The organism is Rhodopseudomonas palustris, assembly GCF_034479375.1.
Taxonomy (GTDB): Bacteria; Pseudomonadota; Alphaproteobacteria; order Rhizobiales; family Xanthobacteraceae; genus Rhodopseudomonas; species Rhodopseudomonas palustris_M.
The window spans coordinates 3784374-3799080 of the sequence record NZ_CP140155.1; the positions used below are offsets into that span (position 1 = coordinate 3784374).

Below are 14707 nucleotides of genomic sequence, written 5' to 3' on the forward strand. Positions count from 1 at the left end.
CGCTGGTGGCCCCCTACTCCGAATTTCCAATTCGTCAAGGCGTGTACATCGGCCACGGAAAGGCGTAAGCAAGAAACGGACCAACTTGGATCGTTCTTGCCACCATGGCACTGACACAACGCCTCGAGTTCCGACAATCGCAGTCGCTGGTAATGACGCCGCAGTTGATGCAGGCGATCAAACTGCTGCAGTTGTCCAATCTGGATCTCGCGACCTTCGTCGAGGACGAGCTCGAGAAGAACCCCCTGCTGGACCGCGCCAGTGACAACGCCGAACCGCCGGTCGCCGGCGAGGCGACGACGGACCGCGGCGACAGCGGCGGCGACGATTTCGGCGGAAGCGAAAGCGGCGGAGAGGGTTCGGACTTCGCCGACGGCGGCAGCGGCGATTCGTTCGAGCCGGGCGCCGAGGACTGGATGCACCGCGACCTCGGTAGCCGCAGCGAGATCGAACAGACGCTCGATACCGGGATGGAGAACGTGTTCCCGGAAGAGCCGGCCGAAGCCGCGGCCCGCGCCGCGCAGGACGCTGCGCCAGCGTCCTATACCGAATGGGGCGGCGGCGCCTCCAGCGACGAGGGTTACAATCTCGAAGCCTTCGTCGCCGCCGAGACCTCGCTCGCCGATCGCCTGGCCGAACAGCTCGCGGTGGCGCTGACCGCGCCGTCGCAGCGCATGATCGGCCAATATCTGATCGACCTCGTCGACGACGCCGGCTATCTGCCCGCCGACCTCGGCGACGCCGCAGAACGGCTCGGAACGACCCAGGCCGAGGTCGAGGCCGTCGTCGCGGTGCTGCAGACGTTCGATCCGCCGGGCATCTGCGCGCGGTCGCTGGCCGAATGCCTGGCGATCCAGTTGCGCGAGCTCGACCGGTTCGATCCGGCGATGCAGGCGCTGATTGAAAATCTCGACCTGCTGGCCAAGCGGGATATTACCAGCCTTCGCAAGCTCTGCGGCGTCGACGACGAAGATCTCGCCGACATGATCGGCGAGATCCGCCATCTCGACCCGAAGCCGGGCCTGAAATTCGGATCGTCGCGGGTGCAGACGGTGGTGCCCGACGTGTTCGTCCGCCCCGGTCCGGACGGCGGCTGGCTGGTGGAGCTCAATAGCGACACGCTGCCGAAGGTGCTGGTCAACCAGTCCTACTATTCCGAGCTGTCGAAGACGATCCGCAAGGACGGCGACAAATCCTACTTCTCCGACTGCCTGCAGAACGCCACATGGCTGGTCCGCGCGCTCGACCAGCGCGCCCGCACCATTTTGAAAGTGGCGACCGAGATCGTGCGCCAGCAGGACGGCTTCTTCACCCACGGCGTCGCGCATCTGCGGCCGCTGAATCTGAAAGCGGTGGCCGACGCGATCCAGATGCACGAGTCGACGGTGTCGCGTGTGACCGCCAACAAGTACATGGCGACCAATCGTGGCACGTTCGAACTCAAGTATTTCTTTACCGCTTCGATCGCATCCGCCGATGGCGGCGAGGCGCACTCGGCCGAAGCCGTGCGGCATCACATCCGGCAACTGATCGACGGCGAGGAGCCGACCGCTATTCTGTCCGACGACACCATCGTCGAACGGCTGCGCGAAGCCGGCATCGAGATCGCGCGCCGCACCGTCGCGAAATATCGCGAGGCGATGCGCATCCCCTCCTCGGTGCAGCGGCGGCGCGACAAGCAAAGCATGCTCGGCGCGGCCCTGACGGCGCCCGCCGATCGGTCCCGCGACACCGCTCCGGCTTGATTACGCCGCAGGCAGGACTACTGTCATTCCCCCCAAGGACGAAACGAGGCATCCCATGACTTTTCGGGTCTCCGGCAAAAGCATCAGCGTCGGCGAAGCCCTGCGCGGTCGCGTCAGCGAGCGCACCGAAGAAGTGCTGCGCAAATATTTCGACGGCAATTATTCGGGCCACATCACGCTGAGCAAAGACGGCTTCGGCTTTCGCACCGACTGCGCGCTGCATCTGGATTCGGGTATCACGCTGGAAGCCGAATCGAATGCGGCCGATGCCTATGCGAGCGCCGATCAGGCGCTGCTGCAGATCGAAAAGCGTCTGCGCCGCTACAAGAGCCGGCTGAAGGATCGCTCGGCGCGCAAGGCGCATGCAGAAGCGAGCGCGCTGGCCGAGCTGACCGCTCCGGTCGACATGCCGAGCTACGTGATCGAAGCGCCGGGCGACGAGGAGCACCACGAGGACGCCTACAACCCCGTGATCATCGCCGAGGCCACCACCGCGATGAAGCGGCTGTCGGTGAGCGAAGCCGTGGTCGAACTCGACCTCACCGGCGCGCCGGTGCTGGTGTTCCTCCATGGCAGCTCCGGCCGCGTCAACATCATCTACCGTCGCGCCGACGGCAATATCGGCTGGATCGATCCGCCGGCGCTGAACGGCGCCGCGGCCTGACGGAGCGGCGGCGGAACCGGCCGGCGGTTGCGGCGAGATCGGGCATTGACGCCCGTCGACGCCTCTGCCTATGGTCCGCCGCCTTCCGACGCCGGTCCGGAACGGCCGGAATTTGCGACCGCCGGCAGGGATGGTAGATTAGTTAGGTTGATGATTTCAGGGATGTTTTCCCCAAGCCGCGGAATGGCTCGGCGGACCTCTGGAATTCCCGCTTGACGCAGCCTCCCCCTGTCCTATTTCACACTGACCGCACAGCTCATCCTCGGAACGCCGCATGACGATTACCGATCTGGTCGCGCCCGAGGCCGTTATCCCGGCGTTGAAGGTCATCAGCAAGAAGCAGGCGCTGCAGGAACTCTCGGCGCGCGCCGCGGAACTCACCGGCCAGAACGAGCGCGCGGTGTTCGAGGTTTTGCTGCAGCGCGAGAAGCTCGGCACCACCGCGGTGGGCTATGGCGTGGCGATTCCGCACGGCAAGTTGCCGAAGCTGGAGCGGCTGTTCGGCCTGTTCGCGCGGCTCGAGCGCCCGATCGATTTCGAGGCGATGGACGGCCAGCCGGTCGATCTGGTCTTCCTGCTGCTGGCGCCCGAAGGGGCCGGCGCCGACCACCTCAAGGCGCTGGCGCGGATCGCCCGACTGTTGCGCGATCAGGATGTCGCCAAGAAACTGCGTGCCTCGCGCGACGCGCAGGCGATCTATTCGGTGCTGGCGCTGCCGCCCGCAACCGCTGCGTAGTCCACGACCACGCGCAATTCTGTTGAAACGTGCTGGGTTTGAACGCGACCTGCGTGCGTGCATCGGTGGCGGTCACGGCGAACGCGGGGCCCGTCACCGGACGCCCCGCGCCGCGTAGCTCGAACGTCAGCGCTCAGTGGACGCTGACGGCCTGCAGCTCCTGGCTCCAGGCATTGGCGACCGCGGCCTCGCGGCTGTCGGTCAACATGATCGGCGTGCCGTCTGCCGAATGCAGCGCGAACAGCTTGATGCCCGGCGCGATATGCGGCGCTTGCGGGAACAGCCCGGGGACATCCTCCGAACGAATCTGCTTCACATAGGCGATGTGACCTTCGCCCAGATGCGCCAGCGCTTCCGGCGTGACGCTGGCATTGTCGTGATTTGTGCCCATTCCAGTCATGGTCTCGACTCCTCTGTCAGACTAAGCGGTCGAGTCCGCTACTCGTTCCATTATTCATGTTCCGTGATGGCGATTGTCTTAATGACCCGCTCCGGCTCCGGCCGGACCAGATCGACGGACAACAACCCGTTCTTCAAATCCGCGCCCAGCACCTGCATCCCTTCCGCCAGCACGAAGGTGCGCTGGAAGTGTCGCGCGGCGATGCCGCGATGGATGTATTGCCGGGTCTTGTCATCCTGCTGCCGGCCCCTGATGACGAGTTGATTTTCCTCAATCGTGACATCGAGTTGATCGCGGGTAAAACCCGCCACCGCGAGCGTGATCCGGAGTCTTTCCGGATCGCCGTTGCCGCGCTCGCAACGCTCGATGTTGTAGGGAGGATACCCGTCGGCACCTTTCACGACGCGGTCGAGCGCACGCTCGATCTCGTCGAATCCCAGCAGAAAGGGACTTGATAACGAAGGAACACGAGACATCACAAAGTCCTCTCGAAGCGACTTTGAGGGGGTCCTTTACGGCACCCCTGACCGTCCGGCACCGCGCCGTCCGGTCCAACCCAATATGGGCAATGCACCACAAGTCTTCAAGAAGGCCGAAACAATGCAATCGGCCAATGGGTTAGACCCCAACCTCGATGCGGCGCCGGCCGTCGGCGCTGAACAGGTGCAAATGTTGCGGCAAAGCCGTGGCAAACATGCGATCGCCGACCGCCGGCGCATCCTGGCCCGGAACCCGGACGATGATGTCGTCCGGGGGCAGCTCTCCCGGCTTGCTGCTGATCGCGGTCGGGTCGCCACCGCGCGACCGGGTCCCGTAGATGAAGGTCTCCGGCCCGACCCGCTCGATCGCCTCGACCGTGAGGTCGAGCGTGAGCCGGTCGGACGCCGCAGGCTCCCGTGAGATCACCAGGTCCTCGGGGCGGACGCCGAGAATGCCGGCCCCGGTCGCCGCGTTGCCGAACCGGGCGCGCACGCCATCGGCGTCGAGCGGCATCAGGTTCATCGGCGGCGCGCCGATGAAGGAGGCGACGAAGGTGGTCGCGGGCTTCGCATAGATGTCGAGCGGCGAGCCGATCTGCTCGACCTCGCCGGCATTCATCACCACCAGAATATCGGCCAGCGTCATCGCCTCGAGCTGATCGTGGGTGACGTAGATCGCGGTGGTGCTGAGCCGGCGCTGCAGCTTGCGGATCTCGACCCGCATCGCCACCCGCAGCTTGGCGTCGAGATTGGACAACGGCTCGTCGAACAGGAACACTTTGGGCTGGCGCACGATGGCGCGGCCCATCGCGACGCGCTGGCGCTGGCCGCCGGAGAGTTGCCGCGGCTTGCGGTCGAGCATCGCGCCGATCTCGAGAATCCGCGCCGCCTCCTGCACCCGCGCCTCGATCTCGGGCTTCGGCATGCCGCGATTGCGCAGGCCGTAGGCCATGTTGTTGTAGACGCTCATATGCGGATACAGCGCGTAGTTCTGGAACACCATCGCGATGTCGCGGTCGGCCGGCTCGATCTGGTTGACGATCCGGCCGCCGATCTCGATCTCGCCGGCGGTGATGGTCTCCAGTCCCGCCACCATCCGCAGCAGCGTGGACTTGCCGCAACCGGAGGGGCCGACCAGCACGCAGAACTGGCCGTCGCCGACCTCGAAATCGACGCCCTTGATGGCCTCGAAGCCGCCCGGATAGGTCTTGCGGACGTTGCGCAGAACGACGTTGGCCACGATGCTACTTCTCCGTCTCGACCAGTCCGCGCACGAACAGTTTCTGCATCAGCACCACCACGGCGACCGGCGGCAGCATCGCCAGGATCGCGGTCGCCATCACCACCGGCCACTCGGTCAGCGCGTCCGACGTCACGATCATCTTGCGGATGCCGATCTGGATGGTCTGCATGTCGTCGCGCGTGGTGATCAGCAGCGGCCACAGATACTGGTTCCAGCCGAGAATGAACAGGATCACGAACAGCGCCGCCATGTTGGTGCGCGACAGCGGCAGCAGCGTATCCCAGAAGAACCGGAACGGCCCGGCGCCGTCGATCCGCGACGCCTCCAGCAATTCGTCCGGCACCGTCATGAAGAACTGCCGGAACAGCAGCGTCGCGGTGGCGGACGCGATCAGCGGCAGCGTCAACCCGGCGTAGCTGTCCAGCAGATTGAGGTCGGCGACGATCTTGTAGGTCGGATAGATCCGGACCTCGACCGGCAGCATCAATGTAATGAAGATCAGCCAGAAGATCGTCATCCGGAACGGAAACCGGAAATACACGATCGCATAGGCCGAAATCAGCGAGATCGCGATCTTGCCGACCGCGATCAGCATCGCCATCACGAAGGAGTTGAACAGCATGGTGCCGACCGGCTCGCGGGTGGTGCCCGAGGTGCCGACGAACAGCGTCTGGTAGTAGGTTTCGAGGAAACGGTCGCCCGGCAGCAGCGACATCTGGCCGTTGGCGATGGTGGCGTTGTCCTGGGTCGAGGCGACGAAGGCGATGTAGACCGGGAACGCCACGATCAGCACGCCGGCCCACAGGATCAGATGCGGCAGCAGGTTTCCGAATCTGCGGTGCTCGACCATCAGTAGTTGACCTTGCGCTCGACGAAGCGGAACTGGAACGCGGTGAGTGCGATCACGATGCCCATCAGGATCACCGACTGCGCCGCCGAGCTGCCGAGATTGCCGCCGAGCAGCCCATCGCTGTAGACCTTGTAGACCAGCGTTTCGGTGGCCTTGGCGGGGCCGCCGCGGGTCATGGTGTCGATGATGCCGAAGGTTTCGAAGAACGCGTAGACGATGTTGACGACGATCAGGAAGAAGATCGTCGGCGACAGCAGCGGGAAGATGATGGTCCAGAACCGCCGCATCGGCCGCGCGCCGTCGATCGCCGCCGCCTCGATCACGCTGCCCGGAATCGCCTGCAGCCCGGCGAGGAAGAACAGGAAATTGTAGGAGATCTGCTTCCATGCCGCCGCGAGGATGATCAGCGTCGCCGCCTGGTTGCCGTCGAGCAGCGGATTCCAGTCGACGCCGAGCGCGCGGAGGCCATGGGCGATGACGCCGAGCGACGGGTTGAGCATGAAGATCCACAACACGCCGACCACCGGCGGCGCCACCGCATAGGGCCAGATCAGCAGCGTGCGATAGAACATCGAGCCGCGCAGCGGCCGGTCCGCCATCACGGCGAGCAGCAGTGCCAGCGACAGCGACGACACCGCGATCGCTATCGAAAACAGGAAGGTCCGCAGGATCGCGCTGAAATAGTCCGGGTCGCTCAGCAGTTCCTGGTAGTTCTCGAACCAGACGAAAGTGGTCGACAGCCCGAACGCATCCTGCAGCAGGAACGACTGGATCACCGCCTGCAGGGCCGGCCAATAGAAGAACACCAGCACCACCGCGAGCTGCGGCAGCACCAGCCAATAAGGCAGGAATTTCGACCGGAAGACGGACTGCTTCTGCATGATCAGCTCCCCTCCCCCCGCTCTTGCGGCGGGGAGGGGTCGGGGGTGGGGGGAGCCGCGCGCACGGCGTCTACGATGGTCTGCATAACGCCGTCGATGTTCTGGAGGACATCGTTATTCCATAAACGCAATACGCGATAGCCCGCCGCCTCGAGATAGTCCGTTCGAACGACATCGGCGGCCGATCCGTCGTGTTGGCCGCCGTCGATTTCGATGACGAGGCGGAGCGCATGGCAGGCGAAATCCGCGTAATAGGGGCCGATCGTCGCTTGCCGGCGGAAATGAGCCTCGGCAAAGCCCGGTCGACGCAGACGCTGCCACAACTTCCGCTCGGCGTCCGTCGGATTTCGACGGAAACTCCGCGCTCGCTGGATCCGCTGATCGACTGTGCGCGCCATCGACGCCTGCCCCCGGCTCACCCCCCCACCCCCGCCCCCTCCCCGCCGCAAGAGCGGGGGGAGGGGAGAAGAGCCCACCCATGACAGTACGTGCAGGTTGCGGAGCGCTTACTTCACCGCGGTCTTTTCGAACTGCCGCAGCATGGTGTTGCCGCGGGTGACGGCGGCGTCGAGGGCTTCCTTGGCGGTCTTCTTGCCGGCCAGCGCCTGCTCGATTTCCTCGGCCCAGACGTCGCGGAGCTGCACCATGTTGCCGAGCCGAAGGCCGCGGGAGTTTTCGGTCGGCGGCTTGTTGGTCAGTTCCTTGATCGGGGTCTCGAGATAGGGCTGGTCGTTGTAGAAGCCGTCGGCCTTGGCCTTCTCGTAGGCGGCCCTGGTGATCGGCAGATAGCCCGACGCCTTGTGCACCGCGACCTGACGGTCGGTGTCGGACAGGAAGGCGAGGAACCTGGCGACGCCCTTGTATTCGTCCGGCGTCTTGCCGCCCATCACCCACAGCGAGGCGCCGCCGATGATCGAGTTCTGCGGCGCGCCTTCGACGTCCGGGTAGTAGGGCATCGGCGCGTTGGTCCAGGCGAACTTGGCCTGCGACTTGACGTTGCCGAAGAAGCCCGACGAGGTCAGGAAGATCGGGCATTCGCCGGAGGTGAAGCGGCCCTCGCCGGTGTTGGTGCGGCCGGAGTAATCGTAGGTCTTGTCCTTCTGCAGCTCGATCAGCGTCTGGAGATGCTTGACCTGCACCGGGCCGTTGAACTCCAGCTTGGTGTCGAAACCGTCGAGGCCGTTGGCCTTGCTGGCCAGCGGCACATTGTGCCAGGCGGAAAGCTGCTCGAGATTGACCCAGGTGACCCAGGCAGTCGAGAAGCCGCAGGTGGCGTAGCCGGCAGCCTTCAGCTTCTTGGCATCCTCGAACACCTGCGGCCAGGTCTTCGGGACTTCGGCGATGCCGGCCTTCTTGAGGGCGTCGAGATTGACCCACATCACCGTCGAGGACGAGTTGAACGGGAACGACAGCATCTCGCCCTTGGAGGTCGAGTAGTAGCCGGTGATCGCCGGGAGGTAGGCGTTGGGATCGAATTTCTCGCCGGTCTCCTGCATCAGCTTGTAGACCGGCTTCACCGCGCCGGTCGCCGCCATCATGGTGGCGGTGCCGACCTCGAACACCTGCATGATGTGCGGCGCGTTGCCGGCGCGGAACGCCGCGATGCCGGCGTTCATGGTGTCGGCGTAGCTGCCCTTGTAGGTCGGGACGACCTTGTAGTCGCTCTGCGCGGCGTTGAATTCGTTGGCGAGCTTGACGACGACCTCGTTGTTGCCGCCGGTCATCGCATGCCACCACTGGATCTCGGTCGCCGCCTGCGCCGGCACGGCGATCGCGAGCGTTGTGGCGATCGTCGTCGCCAGCGCGGTGGTCAGAGCTTTCAAACGGAATGCCATCGTGAACCTCCCAGTTCGACCGTCATCTAAATGTGGCGCGCGTTAGCAGCGCTGAATGACAGACACATGACCGTATACAGCGGCCGGACCGTAGGGGGGAAGCGGATCACCTGACTAGTTGTAAAACGGTGGAAGCGGCTGCTGACTGTTCCATTCGGCGTTGCAGCACGGCCGTGATCGGGTCCCAGGTTCGGACAGTACCTGGCGCGCGGTGACTGCGGGCGCCGTGGCGCCCGCAGCAGAACCGTCTCGTCTCAGCGCTTGCGTTCCGGCCCGCTGACGATGCCGTCGGCCACGAGCTTCGAGACCTCGTCCGGCGTGTAGCCGAATTCGCCCAGCACCTCGCCGGCGTGCTGACTGAAGGTCGGCGGTATGTGGCGCAGGCTGGCCTTGGTGCGGTCGAACCGGATCGGCGAGGCGATGCCCTTGTACCAATCCTTCTCGATGATATCGCCGCGGGCCTTGACGTGCTCGCTGGCCAGCGCCTTGTCGATCGCCTGCACCGGGCCGGCCGGCAGCCCGGCGGCGAGCAGCTTGCGGCACAGCGGCTCGGCGTCGTGCTGGGTCAGGATCGCCTCCAGCTCCGCGCGCAGCGCCAGGCGGTTCTCGACGCGGTCGCGGTTGCGGGCGAAACGCGGATCGGTCCCCAGTTCCGGCCTGCCGAGTTCGCGGCACAGCTTGCGGAAGGTGCCGTCATTGCCGACGCCCATGAAGATGTTGCCGTCGCGCGCCGCGAACACCGAATACGGATAGAGGTTCGGATGTTCGTTGCCGGTGCGCGCCGGCGGCTTGCCGTGAATGAAGAAGTTCGCCGCGTGCGGATGCATGATGGCGAGTCCAGTCTCGAACAGGGTCGCCTCGACGAACTGACCGATTCCCGATTTCTGCCGCTCCAGCAGCGCCATCAGGATGCCCGTGCAGGCATAGAGCCCGGTCGCCATGTCGACCAATGCCACGCCGATGCGGGTCGGGCCGCTGTCCGGCGTGCCGGTCGATTCCATCAGCCCGACCATCGACTGGATGATCGCGTCGTAGCCGGGGTGGCCGCCATGCGGACCGTCGCCGCCGAAGCCCGAAATCCGGCAATGCACGAGCTGCGGAAATTTCGCCCGCAGCACGTCGTTGCCGATGCCCCATTTGTCGAGCGTGCCCGGCTTGAAGTTCTCGATCATGACGTCGGCGTCTTCGAGCATCTTCATCAGCACGGCGCGGCCGCCCTCGGAGGCGAGGTCGAGACCGATCGAGCGCTTGTTGCGGTTGGTGCCGATGAAATATGCCGCGTCGTCATCGTGGAAGGGAGGGCCCCAGTCGCGGGTCTCGTCGCCGGCGGGCGGCTCGACCTTGATGACGTCGGCGCCGTGATCGGCGAGAATCTGGGTGCAATACGGGCCGCCGAGCACGCGCGACAGATCGATCACACGCAAACCGGCAATCGCGCCGGGCATCAGGGGAGAAGTCATGAGGGCTTTCTTATTGAAGCTTTGCGGGAGGCGGAGGACAGAGCCGCTTGTTGGCGAATGCTCTGCCGGAATGGGACTTCAGATAGTGTTCGAACTCCAGCGCCTGGAATTTGTCCGGGAAGGCGCCGTACCAACACAGTTCCCAAGGCATGAACTTCGAGGTGTGCGGCGACCTTCCGGTATTGTGATCCTTGATCCGCATTTTTAGATCGGCTGTCGCCCCCGTGTAAACCTGATCGCGATGGCTGAGGCTGCGGATGATGTAGACGTACCACATTCCCCACCTCCGCGATGATCGCGCAAGTTTCGAGCACGGCGCTCGCTTCGAAAGCCCCCCGCAAACGCCAAGCGGGGCTGATCCACGACAGGCACGTGGAGAACAGGCACGTGGAGATTAGATCAGAATCCGGGGGAATTGAACGGGCAGCCCGTCTTCGCCTACGGCTTCGCCGGGCACCACGCTTCGCCAAGTGGCTTAGCGCGGCTGCGCCACGCGAAGCCTCAGTGTGCTGCGTTGCAGCCCGTCTTCGCCTACGGCTTCGCCGGGCACCACGCTTCGCCAAGTGGCTTAGCGCGGCTGCGCCACGCGAAGCCTCAGTGTGCTGCGTTGCAGCCCGTCTTCGCCTACGGCTTCGCCGGGCACCACGCTTCGCCAAGTGGCTTAGCGCGGCTGCGCCACGCGAAGCCACTTGGCGAAGCGTGGTGGAGCCAGGCGGGATCGAACCGCCGACCTCTTGCATGCCATGCAAGCGCTCTCCCAGCTGAGCTATGGCCCCTGAAGCCTGGGTGCGCGCGGACAAATCACCGCGCGCGGCATTCGTTGATCACAGATCGGCGACGATCTCAAGTCTCCTCATCGCCGGAAACGTCACCAATGATGTCGGTGACGTCTTCATCGCCTTCTTCTTCGTCGGCAATGAAGGTCGAATCGTCGTCGTCCTCGATCGATTCGTCGATCTCGATGTCGTCCTCGGACTCCGGAACGACGGCCTTGACCTTGCCGGTCTTCTCCTCGGCATCGGCCTCCTCGAGCGACACCAGCTCTTCGGCCTCCATCGCCTCGGGCGCCTCGGCGGCGGCGGGAGCTGCGGCAGCGCGGGAATCGGCCCGGCTGCGCGACGCCACCACCGGCGCGATCGGCACGACTTCGCCGGTATAGGGCGAGATCACCGGAGTCTTGTTCAGATCGTAGAACTTTTTGCCTGTCACCGGGCAAATACGTTTGGTTCCGAGATCGGATTTCGCCACTTGTGCAACCTTGGGATTTCTTGAAAAACGGTGCTTCACTTGGCTAGTTGCCACGCTGCTGTCAATAGCGGTTTATGCGGAGCGGCGGCCGTGCGACGCGCGCGGCCGCAATTCGATCAGGCGCCCGGCGCGCAGGGGACCCCATCTTGAGCCATTCCGACCACACCTCGCCGCTCGAGGCGCGCAAAAGCGCGGCGCTGAGCGGGACCGCCCGCGTCCCCGGCGACAAGTCGATTTCCCACCGCGCGCTGATTCTCGGCGCGCTCGCGGTCGGCGAGACCCGGATTTCCGGCCTGCTGGAAGGCGAGGACGTTCTCAATACCGCCAAGGCGATGCGGGCGCTGGGAGCGCGGGTCGAGCGCACCGGCGATTGCGCCTGGAGCGTCCATGGCGTCGGCGTCGCCGGCTTCGCGGAGCCCGCCGCGCCGCTCGATTTCGGCAATTCCGGCACCGGCTGCCGGCTGGCGATGGGCGCGGTGGCGGGCTCGCCGATCACCGCCACCTTCGACGGCGACGCCTCGCTGCGCTCGCGGCCGATGCGCCGGATCGTCGATCCGCTGGAGCAGATGGGCGCGCGGGTGACGCAGAGCGCCGAGGGCGGCCGGCTGCCGCTGACGCTGGCCGGCGCGCGCGATCCGCTGCCGATCACCTACCGTACCCCGGTGCCGTCGGCGCAGATCAAGTCTGCGGTGCTGCTGGCCGGTCTGTCGGCGCCGGGCGTCACCACCGTGATCGAGGCCGAGGCCAGCCGCGACCATACCGAGCTGATGCTGCAGCATTTCGGCGCCACGGTGGTGACCGAGCCGGAGGGCGCCCACGGCCGGAAGATTGCGCTGACCGGCCAGCCCGAGCTGCGCGGCGCCCCGGTGGTGGTGCCGGCCGACCCGTCCTCGGCGGCGTTCCCGATGGTCGCGGCGCTGATCGTGCCGGGTTCGGACGTGGTGCTGACCGAGGTGATGACCAATCCACTGCGCACCGGGCTGATCACCACGCTGCGGGAGATGGGCGGCGCGATCGAGCAGAGCGAGACCCGCGGCGACAGCGGCGAGCCGATGGCGCAATTTCGGATTCGCGGTTCGCAATTGCGCGGCGTCGAGGTGCCGCCGGAGCGCGCGCCGTCGATGATCGACGAATATCTGGTGCTGGCGGTCGCGGCCGCCTTCGCCGAGGGCACCACGATCATGCGCGGCCTGCACGAGCTGCGGGTCAAGGAAAGCGACCGGCTGGAGGCGACCGCCGACATGCTGCGGGTCAACGGCGTCAAAGTCGAGATTTTGGGCGACGATCTGATCGTCGAAGGCCGCGGCCAAGTGCCGGGCGGCGGGCTGGTGGCGACCCACATGGATCACCGCATCGCGATGTCGGCGCTGGTGATGGGGCTCGCGGCCGACAAGGCCGTGAAGGTCGACGACACCGCCTTCATCGCCACCAGCTTCCCGGACTTCGTCCCGATGATGCGGCGGCTCGGCGGCGAATTCGGCTGAACGACGCTTCTGCGGGAAGCGTCAGGCCGGCTCGACCGGCACGCGGCCGACCAGCCGGTCGGTCTCCTGCTGCGCGGCGGTGAGCGAGGCCGACAGCCGCGCCCGGATCTCGGCGCGATCGGCGGCCGCATCGACGATCACTGGTTCGCCGAACCGGATCGCGACCTTCGAGAACAGGCCGGGCAGCAGCAGCCGGTCCCAGCTCTGCAGCAGCTTGCCGCGCTGCAGGCTGACGGCGGCCGGCAGGATCGGCAGGCCGGTGAGCCGGGCGAGGTCGAGAATGCCGTCATTGTTGATGTGCATGCGCGGACCGCGCGGGCCGTCGGGCGTCACGAACAGGCTGTGGCCGTCGCGCGCCAGCCGCAGCATCTCGCGCGCGGCCCGCATGCCGCCCTTGGAGCTCGACCCGACCGCGGTCTGGATCCCGTACAGAGCGCCGGCTTTGCTGATGATCTGGCCGTCGCGATGACCGCTGATCAGCGCGATCAGCGGTTTGCCGCCATTGCGCAGCATCGGCAGCGTGTTCAGCCGGCCATGCCACATCGCCAGAATATATGGCTCCGCAATCGGAAACGCCGCACGGTCGAACCGGCCGGTCCAGATCACGACCTGCAAATAGGCCGCGGCCGGAATCACCGCCGCCCATTGGAATGCGTCGCTCCTCAGGATGCGTTTGACGAAAGCAGGAGTGGCCATACCGAGGATTGTCCGGGCAAATCGGGTCGCGGCGCGCAGGGCTGATTTCCGCGGCTCGCGGGTTTATATCGGCCGGCGGCAAGCTGCAAACCACGCCGCTTGAAATCCCTCTATCCGCCGTGTTGAAGAGCAGCCGCGCTGCTCCGCGCCGGGACCGACTGGAAAGCTGAAGACCGCATGATCATCGCCATCGACGGACCGGCCGCCTCCGGCAAGGGCACGCTCGGCAAGCGGCTCGCCGCTCACTACGGGTTCCGGCACCTTGATACCGGCGTTATCTACCGTGCCGTCGCCAAGGTGCTGCTCGACGGCAGCGCCGACCTGAGCGACGAGGCCCAGGCCATCGCGGCCGCGCGCGAGCTCGATCCGGGCATCTTCGGCGACCCGGCGCTGAAGAGCCAGACCGTCGGCGACGCCGCCTCGGTGATTTCCGCCTATGCGAAGGTCCGCGAGGTGCTGGTCGGCTTCCAGCGGCAATTCGCCGCCGAACCGCCGGGCGCGGTGCTCGACGGCCGCGACATCGGAACCGTGATCTGCCCGGACGCCGACGTGAAGATCTTCGTCGTCGCCGATCCGGAGGTGCGCGCCCGCCGCCGGACGCTCGAGGCGCAGGCCCGCGGGGAGCCCGCCGATGAGGCGGTGATTCTCGCCGACATCCTCAAGCGCGACGAGCGCGACCGAAACCGCAGCGCCGCCCCCTTGAAACAAGCGCCAGATGCAGTCTTGCTCGATAATTCCAATTTGGATATAGAAGGCGGCGTCCGGGCCGCCATCGCTATTGTCGAGGCCGTTCGAGCGGGCCGGCGTCGGGTCTGAGGACTAAACCGACGCCGTCATTGGAGGAGCGCCCGCTCCACGGTTCTGTACAGATGGTCGAACGCACAACGCCCAGGTTCCGTTCGGGCCTGTCGTTCTCGTTCTGCGCCCAATGCTTTCTTGGAATGACATTATCCGATCCGATATTCGATCCGATCACATCGGATCAA

General features: G+C 65.6%; 16 protein-coding genes and 1 tRNA gene. 5 read left to right on the plus strand and 12 right to left on the minus strand.

Features of this window, described 5'->3' with window-relative positions; genetic code table 11:
- The first annotated feature begins 104 nt into the window (after positions 1–104).
- From rpoN to ptsN, 3 genes are all read left to right on the plus strand, one after another.
- Positions 105–1745, plus strand: coding sequence for an RNA polymerase factor sigma-54 (rpoN, locus tag SR870_RS17055; protein ID WP_322514728.1), 1641 nt, complete (start codon positions 105–107; stop codon positions 1743–1745).
- Between the two features lie 55 nt (positions 1746–1800).
- Entirely contained in the window at positions 1801–2409 is a 609-nt protein-coding gene (gene hpf, locus SR870_RS17060; protein ID WP_322514729.1) for a ribosome hibernation-promoting factor, HPF/YfiA family, read from the plus strand.
- A gap of 274 nt (positions 2410–2683) precedes the next feature.
- Positions 2684–3145 carry a PTS IIA-like nitrogen regulatory protein PtsN gene (ptsN, locus tag SR870_RS17065; RefSeq protein ID WP_322514730.1) on the plus strand — a complete coding sequence of 154 codons (462 nt, stop codon included), beginning with the start codon at positions 2684–2686 and terminating at the stop codon, positions 3143–3145.
- 133 nt (positions 3146–3278) lie between these two features.
- Here ptsN and SR870_RS17070 read toward each other — a convergent pair whose 3' ends face one another.
- From SR870_RS17070 to SR870_RS17120, 11 genes are all read right to left on the minus strand, one after another.
- The gene (locus SR870_RS17070; protein ID WP_322514731.1) at positions 3279–3545 is read right to left on the minus strand and encodes a DUF1150 domain-containing protein; all 267 of its coding nucleotides are present in this window, start codon (positions 3543–3545) and stop codon (positions 3279–3281) included.
- Positions 3546–3595: 50 nt separating this feature from the next.
- On the minus strand, positions 3596–4021 hold the full coding sequence (locus SR870_RS17075; protein WP_322514732.1) for an Hsp20 family protein: 426 nt from the start codon (positions 4019–4021) through the stop codon (positions 3596–3598).
- Between the two features lie 142 nt (positions 4022–4163).
- On the minus strand, positions 4164–5264 hold the full coding sequence (locus SR870_RS17080) for a sn-glycerol-3-phosphate import ATP-binding protein UgpC (protein ID WP_322514733.1): 1101 nt from the start codon (positions 5262–5264) through the stop codon (positions 4164–4166).
- A 4-nt stretch (positions 5265–5268) separates the two neighbouring features.
- The gene (gene ugpE, locus SR870_RS17085; RefSeq protein ID WP_322514734.1) at positions 5269–6117 is read right to left on the minus strand and encodes a sn-glycerol-3-phosphate ABC transporter permease UgpE; all 849 of its coding nucleotides are present in this window, start codon (positions 6115–6117) and stop codon (positions 5269–5271) included.
- Complete coding sequence (ugpA, locus tag SR870_RS17090; protein WP_322514735.1) at positions 6117–6998, minus strand: sn-glycerol-3-phosphate ABC transporter permease UgpA; 882 nt, start codon at positions 6996–6998, stop codon at positions 6117–6119. Before ugpA ends, ugpE begins: the two co-directional genes overlap by 1 nt.
- A 2-nt stretch (positions 6999–7000) precedes the next feature.
- Complete coding sequence (locus tag SR870_RS17095; protein ID WP_322514736.1) at positions 7001–7396, minus strand: endonuclease domain-containing protein; 396 nt, start codon at positions 7394–7396, stop codon at positions 7001–7003.
- 108 nt (positions 7397–7504) lie between these two features.
- Complete coding sequence (ugpB, locus tag SR870_RS17100) at positions 7505–8833, minus strand: sn-glycerol-3-phosphate ABC transporter substrate-binding protein UgpB (RefSeq protein ID WP_322514737.1); 1329 nt, start codon at positions 8831–8833, stop codon at positions 7505–7507.
- Between the two features lie 254 nt (positions 8834–9087).
- Positions 9088–10293 carry a CoA transferase gene (locus tag SR870_RS17105; RefSeq protein WP_322514738.1) on the minus strand — a complete coding sequence of 402 codons (1206 nt, stop codon included), beginning with the start codon at positions 10291–10293 and terminating at the stop codon, positions 9088–9090.
- A 10-nt stretch (positions 10294–10303) separates the two neighbouring features.
- On the minus strand, positions 10304–10570 hold the full coding sequence (locus tag SR870_RS17110; protein WP_322514739.1) for a GIY-YIG nuclease family protein: 267 nt from the start codon (positions 10568–10570) through the stop codon (positions 10304–10306).
- A gap of 423 nt (positions 10571–10993) precedes the next feature.
- Positions 10994–11069: transfer RNA gene (locus SR870_RS17115), tRNA-Ala, on the minus strand.
- A 67-nt stretch (positions 11070–11136) separates the two neighbouring features.
- Positions 11137–11541, minus strand: coding sequence for a TIGR02300 family protein (locus tag SR870_RS17120; protein ID WP_322518290.1), 405 nt, complete (start codon positions 11539–11541; stop codon positions 11137–11139).
- Positions 11542–11687: 146 nt separating this feature from the next.
- Between SR870_RS17120 and aroA the strand changes: the two genes are divergently transcribed.
- Complete coding sequence (gene aroA, locus SR870_RS17125; protein ID WP_322514740.1) at positions 11688–13025, plus strand: 3-phosphoshikimate 1-carboxyvinyltransferase; 1338 nt, start codon at positions 11688–11690, stop codon at positions 13023–13025.
- A gap of 21 nt (positions 13026–13046) precedes the next feature.
- Here aroA and SR870_RS17130 read toward each other — a convergent pair whose 3' ends face one another.
- The gene (locus SR870_RS17130; RefSeq protein ID WP_322514741.1) at positions 13047–13721 is read right to left on the minus strand and encodes a lysophospholipid acyltransferase family protein; all 675 of its coding nucleotides are present in this window, start codon (positions 13719–13721) and stop codon (positions 13047–13049) included.
- Positions 13722–13898: 177 nt separating this feature from the next.
- Here SR870_RS17130 and cmk point away from each other — a divergent pair, with 177 nt between their 5' ends.
- Positions 13899–14537 carry a (d)CMP kinase gene (gene cmk, locus SR870_RS17135; RefSeq protein WP_322514742.1) on the plus strand — a complete coding sequence of 213 codons (639 nt, stop codon included), beginning with the start codon at positions 13899–13901 and terminating at the stop codon, positions 14535–14537.
- Positions 14538–14707 lie beyond the last annotated feature (170 nt).

What these genes read in the sequence shown, in the direction of transcription:
- rpoN (WP_322514728.1), top strand. Translation starts at nt 105, where the DNA reads ATGGCACTGACACAACGCCTCGAGTTCCGACAATCGCAGTCGCTGGTA.
- hpf (WP_322514729.1), top strand. Translation starts at nt 1,801, where the DNA reads ATGACTTTTCGGGTCTCCGGCAAAAGCATCAGCGTCGGCGAAGCCCTG.
- ptsN (WP_322514730.1), top strand. Translation starts at nt 2,684, where the DNA reads ATGACGATTACCGATCTGGTCGCGCCCGAGGCCGTTATCCCGGCGTTG.
- SR870_RS17070 (WP_322514731.1), bottom strand. Translation starts at nt 3,545, where the DNA reads ATGACTGGAATGGGCACAAATCACGACAATGCCAGCGTCACGCCGGAA.
- SR870_RS17075 (WP_322514732.1), bottom strand. Translation starts at nt 4,021, where the DNA reads ATGTCTCGTGTTCCTTCGTTATCAAGTCCCTTTCTGCTGGGATTCGAC.
- ugpE (WP_322514734.1), bottom strand. Translation starts at nt 6,117, where the DNA reads ATGGTCGAGCACCGCAGATTCGGAAACCTGCTGCCGCATCTGATCCTG.
- ugpA (WP_322514735.1), bottom strand. Translation starts at nt 6,998, where the DNA reads ATGCAGAAGCAGTCCGTCTTCCGGTCGAAATTCCTGCCTTATTGGCTG.
- SR870_RS17095 (WP_322514736.1), bottom strand. Translation starts at nt 7,396, where the DNA reads ATGGCGCGCACAGTCGATCAGCGGATCCAGCGAGCGCGGAGTTTCCGT.
- ugpB (WP_322514737.1), bottom strand. Translation starts at nt 8,833, where the DNA reads ATGGCATTCCGTTTGAAAGCTCTGACCACCGCGCTGGCGACGACGATC.
- SR870_RS17105 (WP_322514738.1), bottom strand. Translation starts at nt 10,293, where the DNA reads ATGACTTCTCCCCTGATGCCCGGCGCGATTGCCGGTTTGCGTGTGATC.
- SR870_RS17110 (WP_322514739.1), bottom strand. Translation starts at nt 10,570, where the DNA reads ATGTGGTACGTCTACATCATCCGCAGCCTCAGCCATCGCGATCAGGTT.
- SR870_RS17130 (WP_322514741.1), bottom strand. Translation starts at nt 13,721, where the DNA reads ATGGCCACTCCTGCTTTCGTCAAACGCATCCTGAGGAGCGACGCATTC.
- cmk (WP_322514742.1), top strand. Translation starts at nt 13,899, where the DNA reads ATGATCATCGCCATCGACGGACCGGCCGCCTCCGGCAAGGGCACGCTC.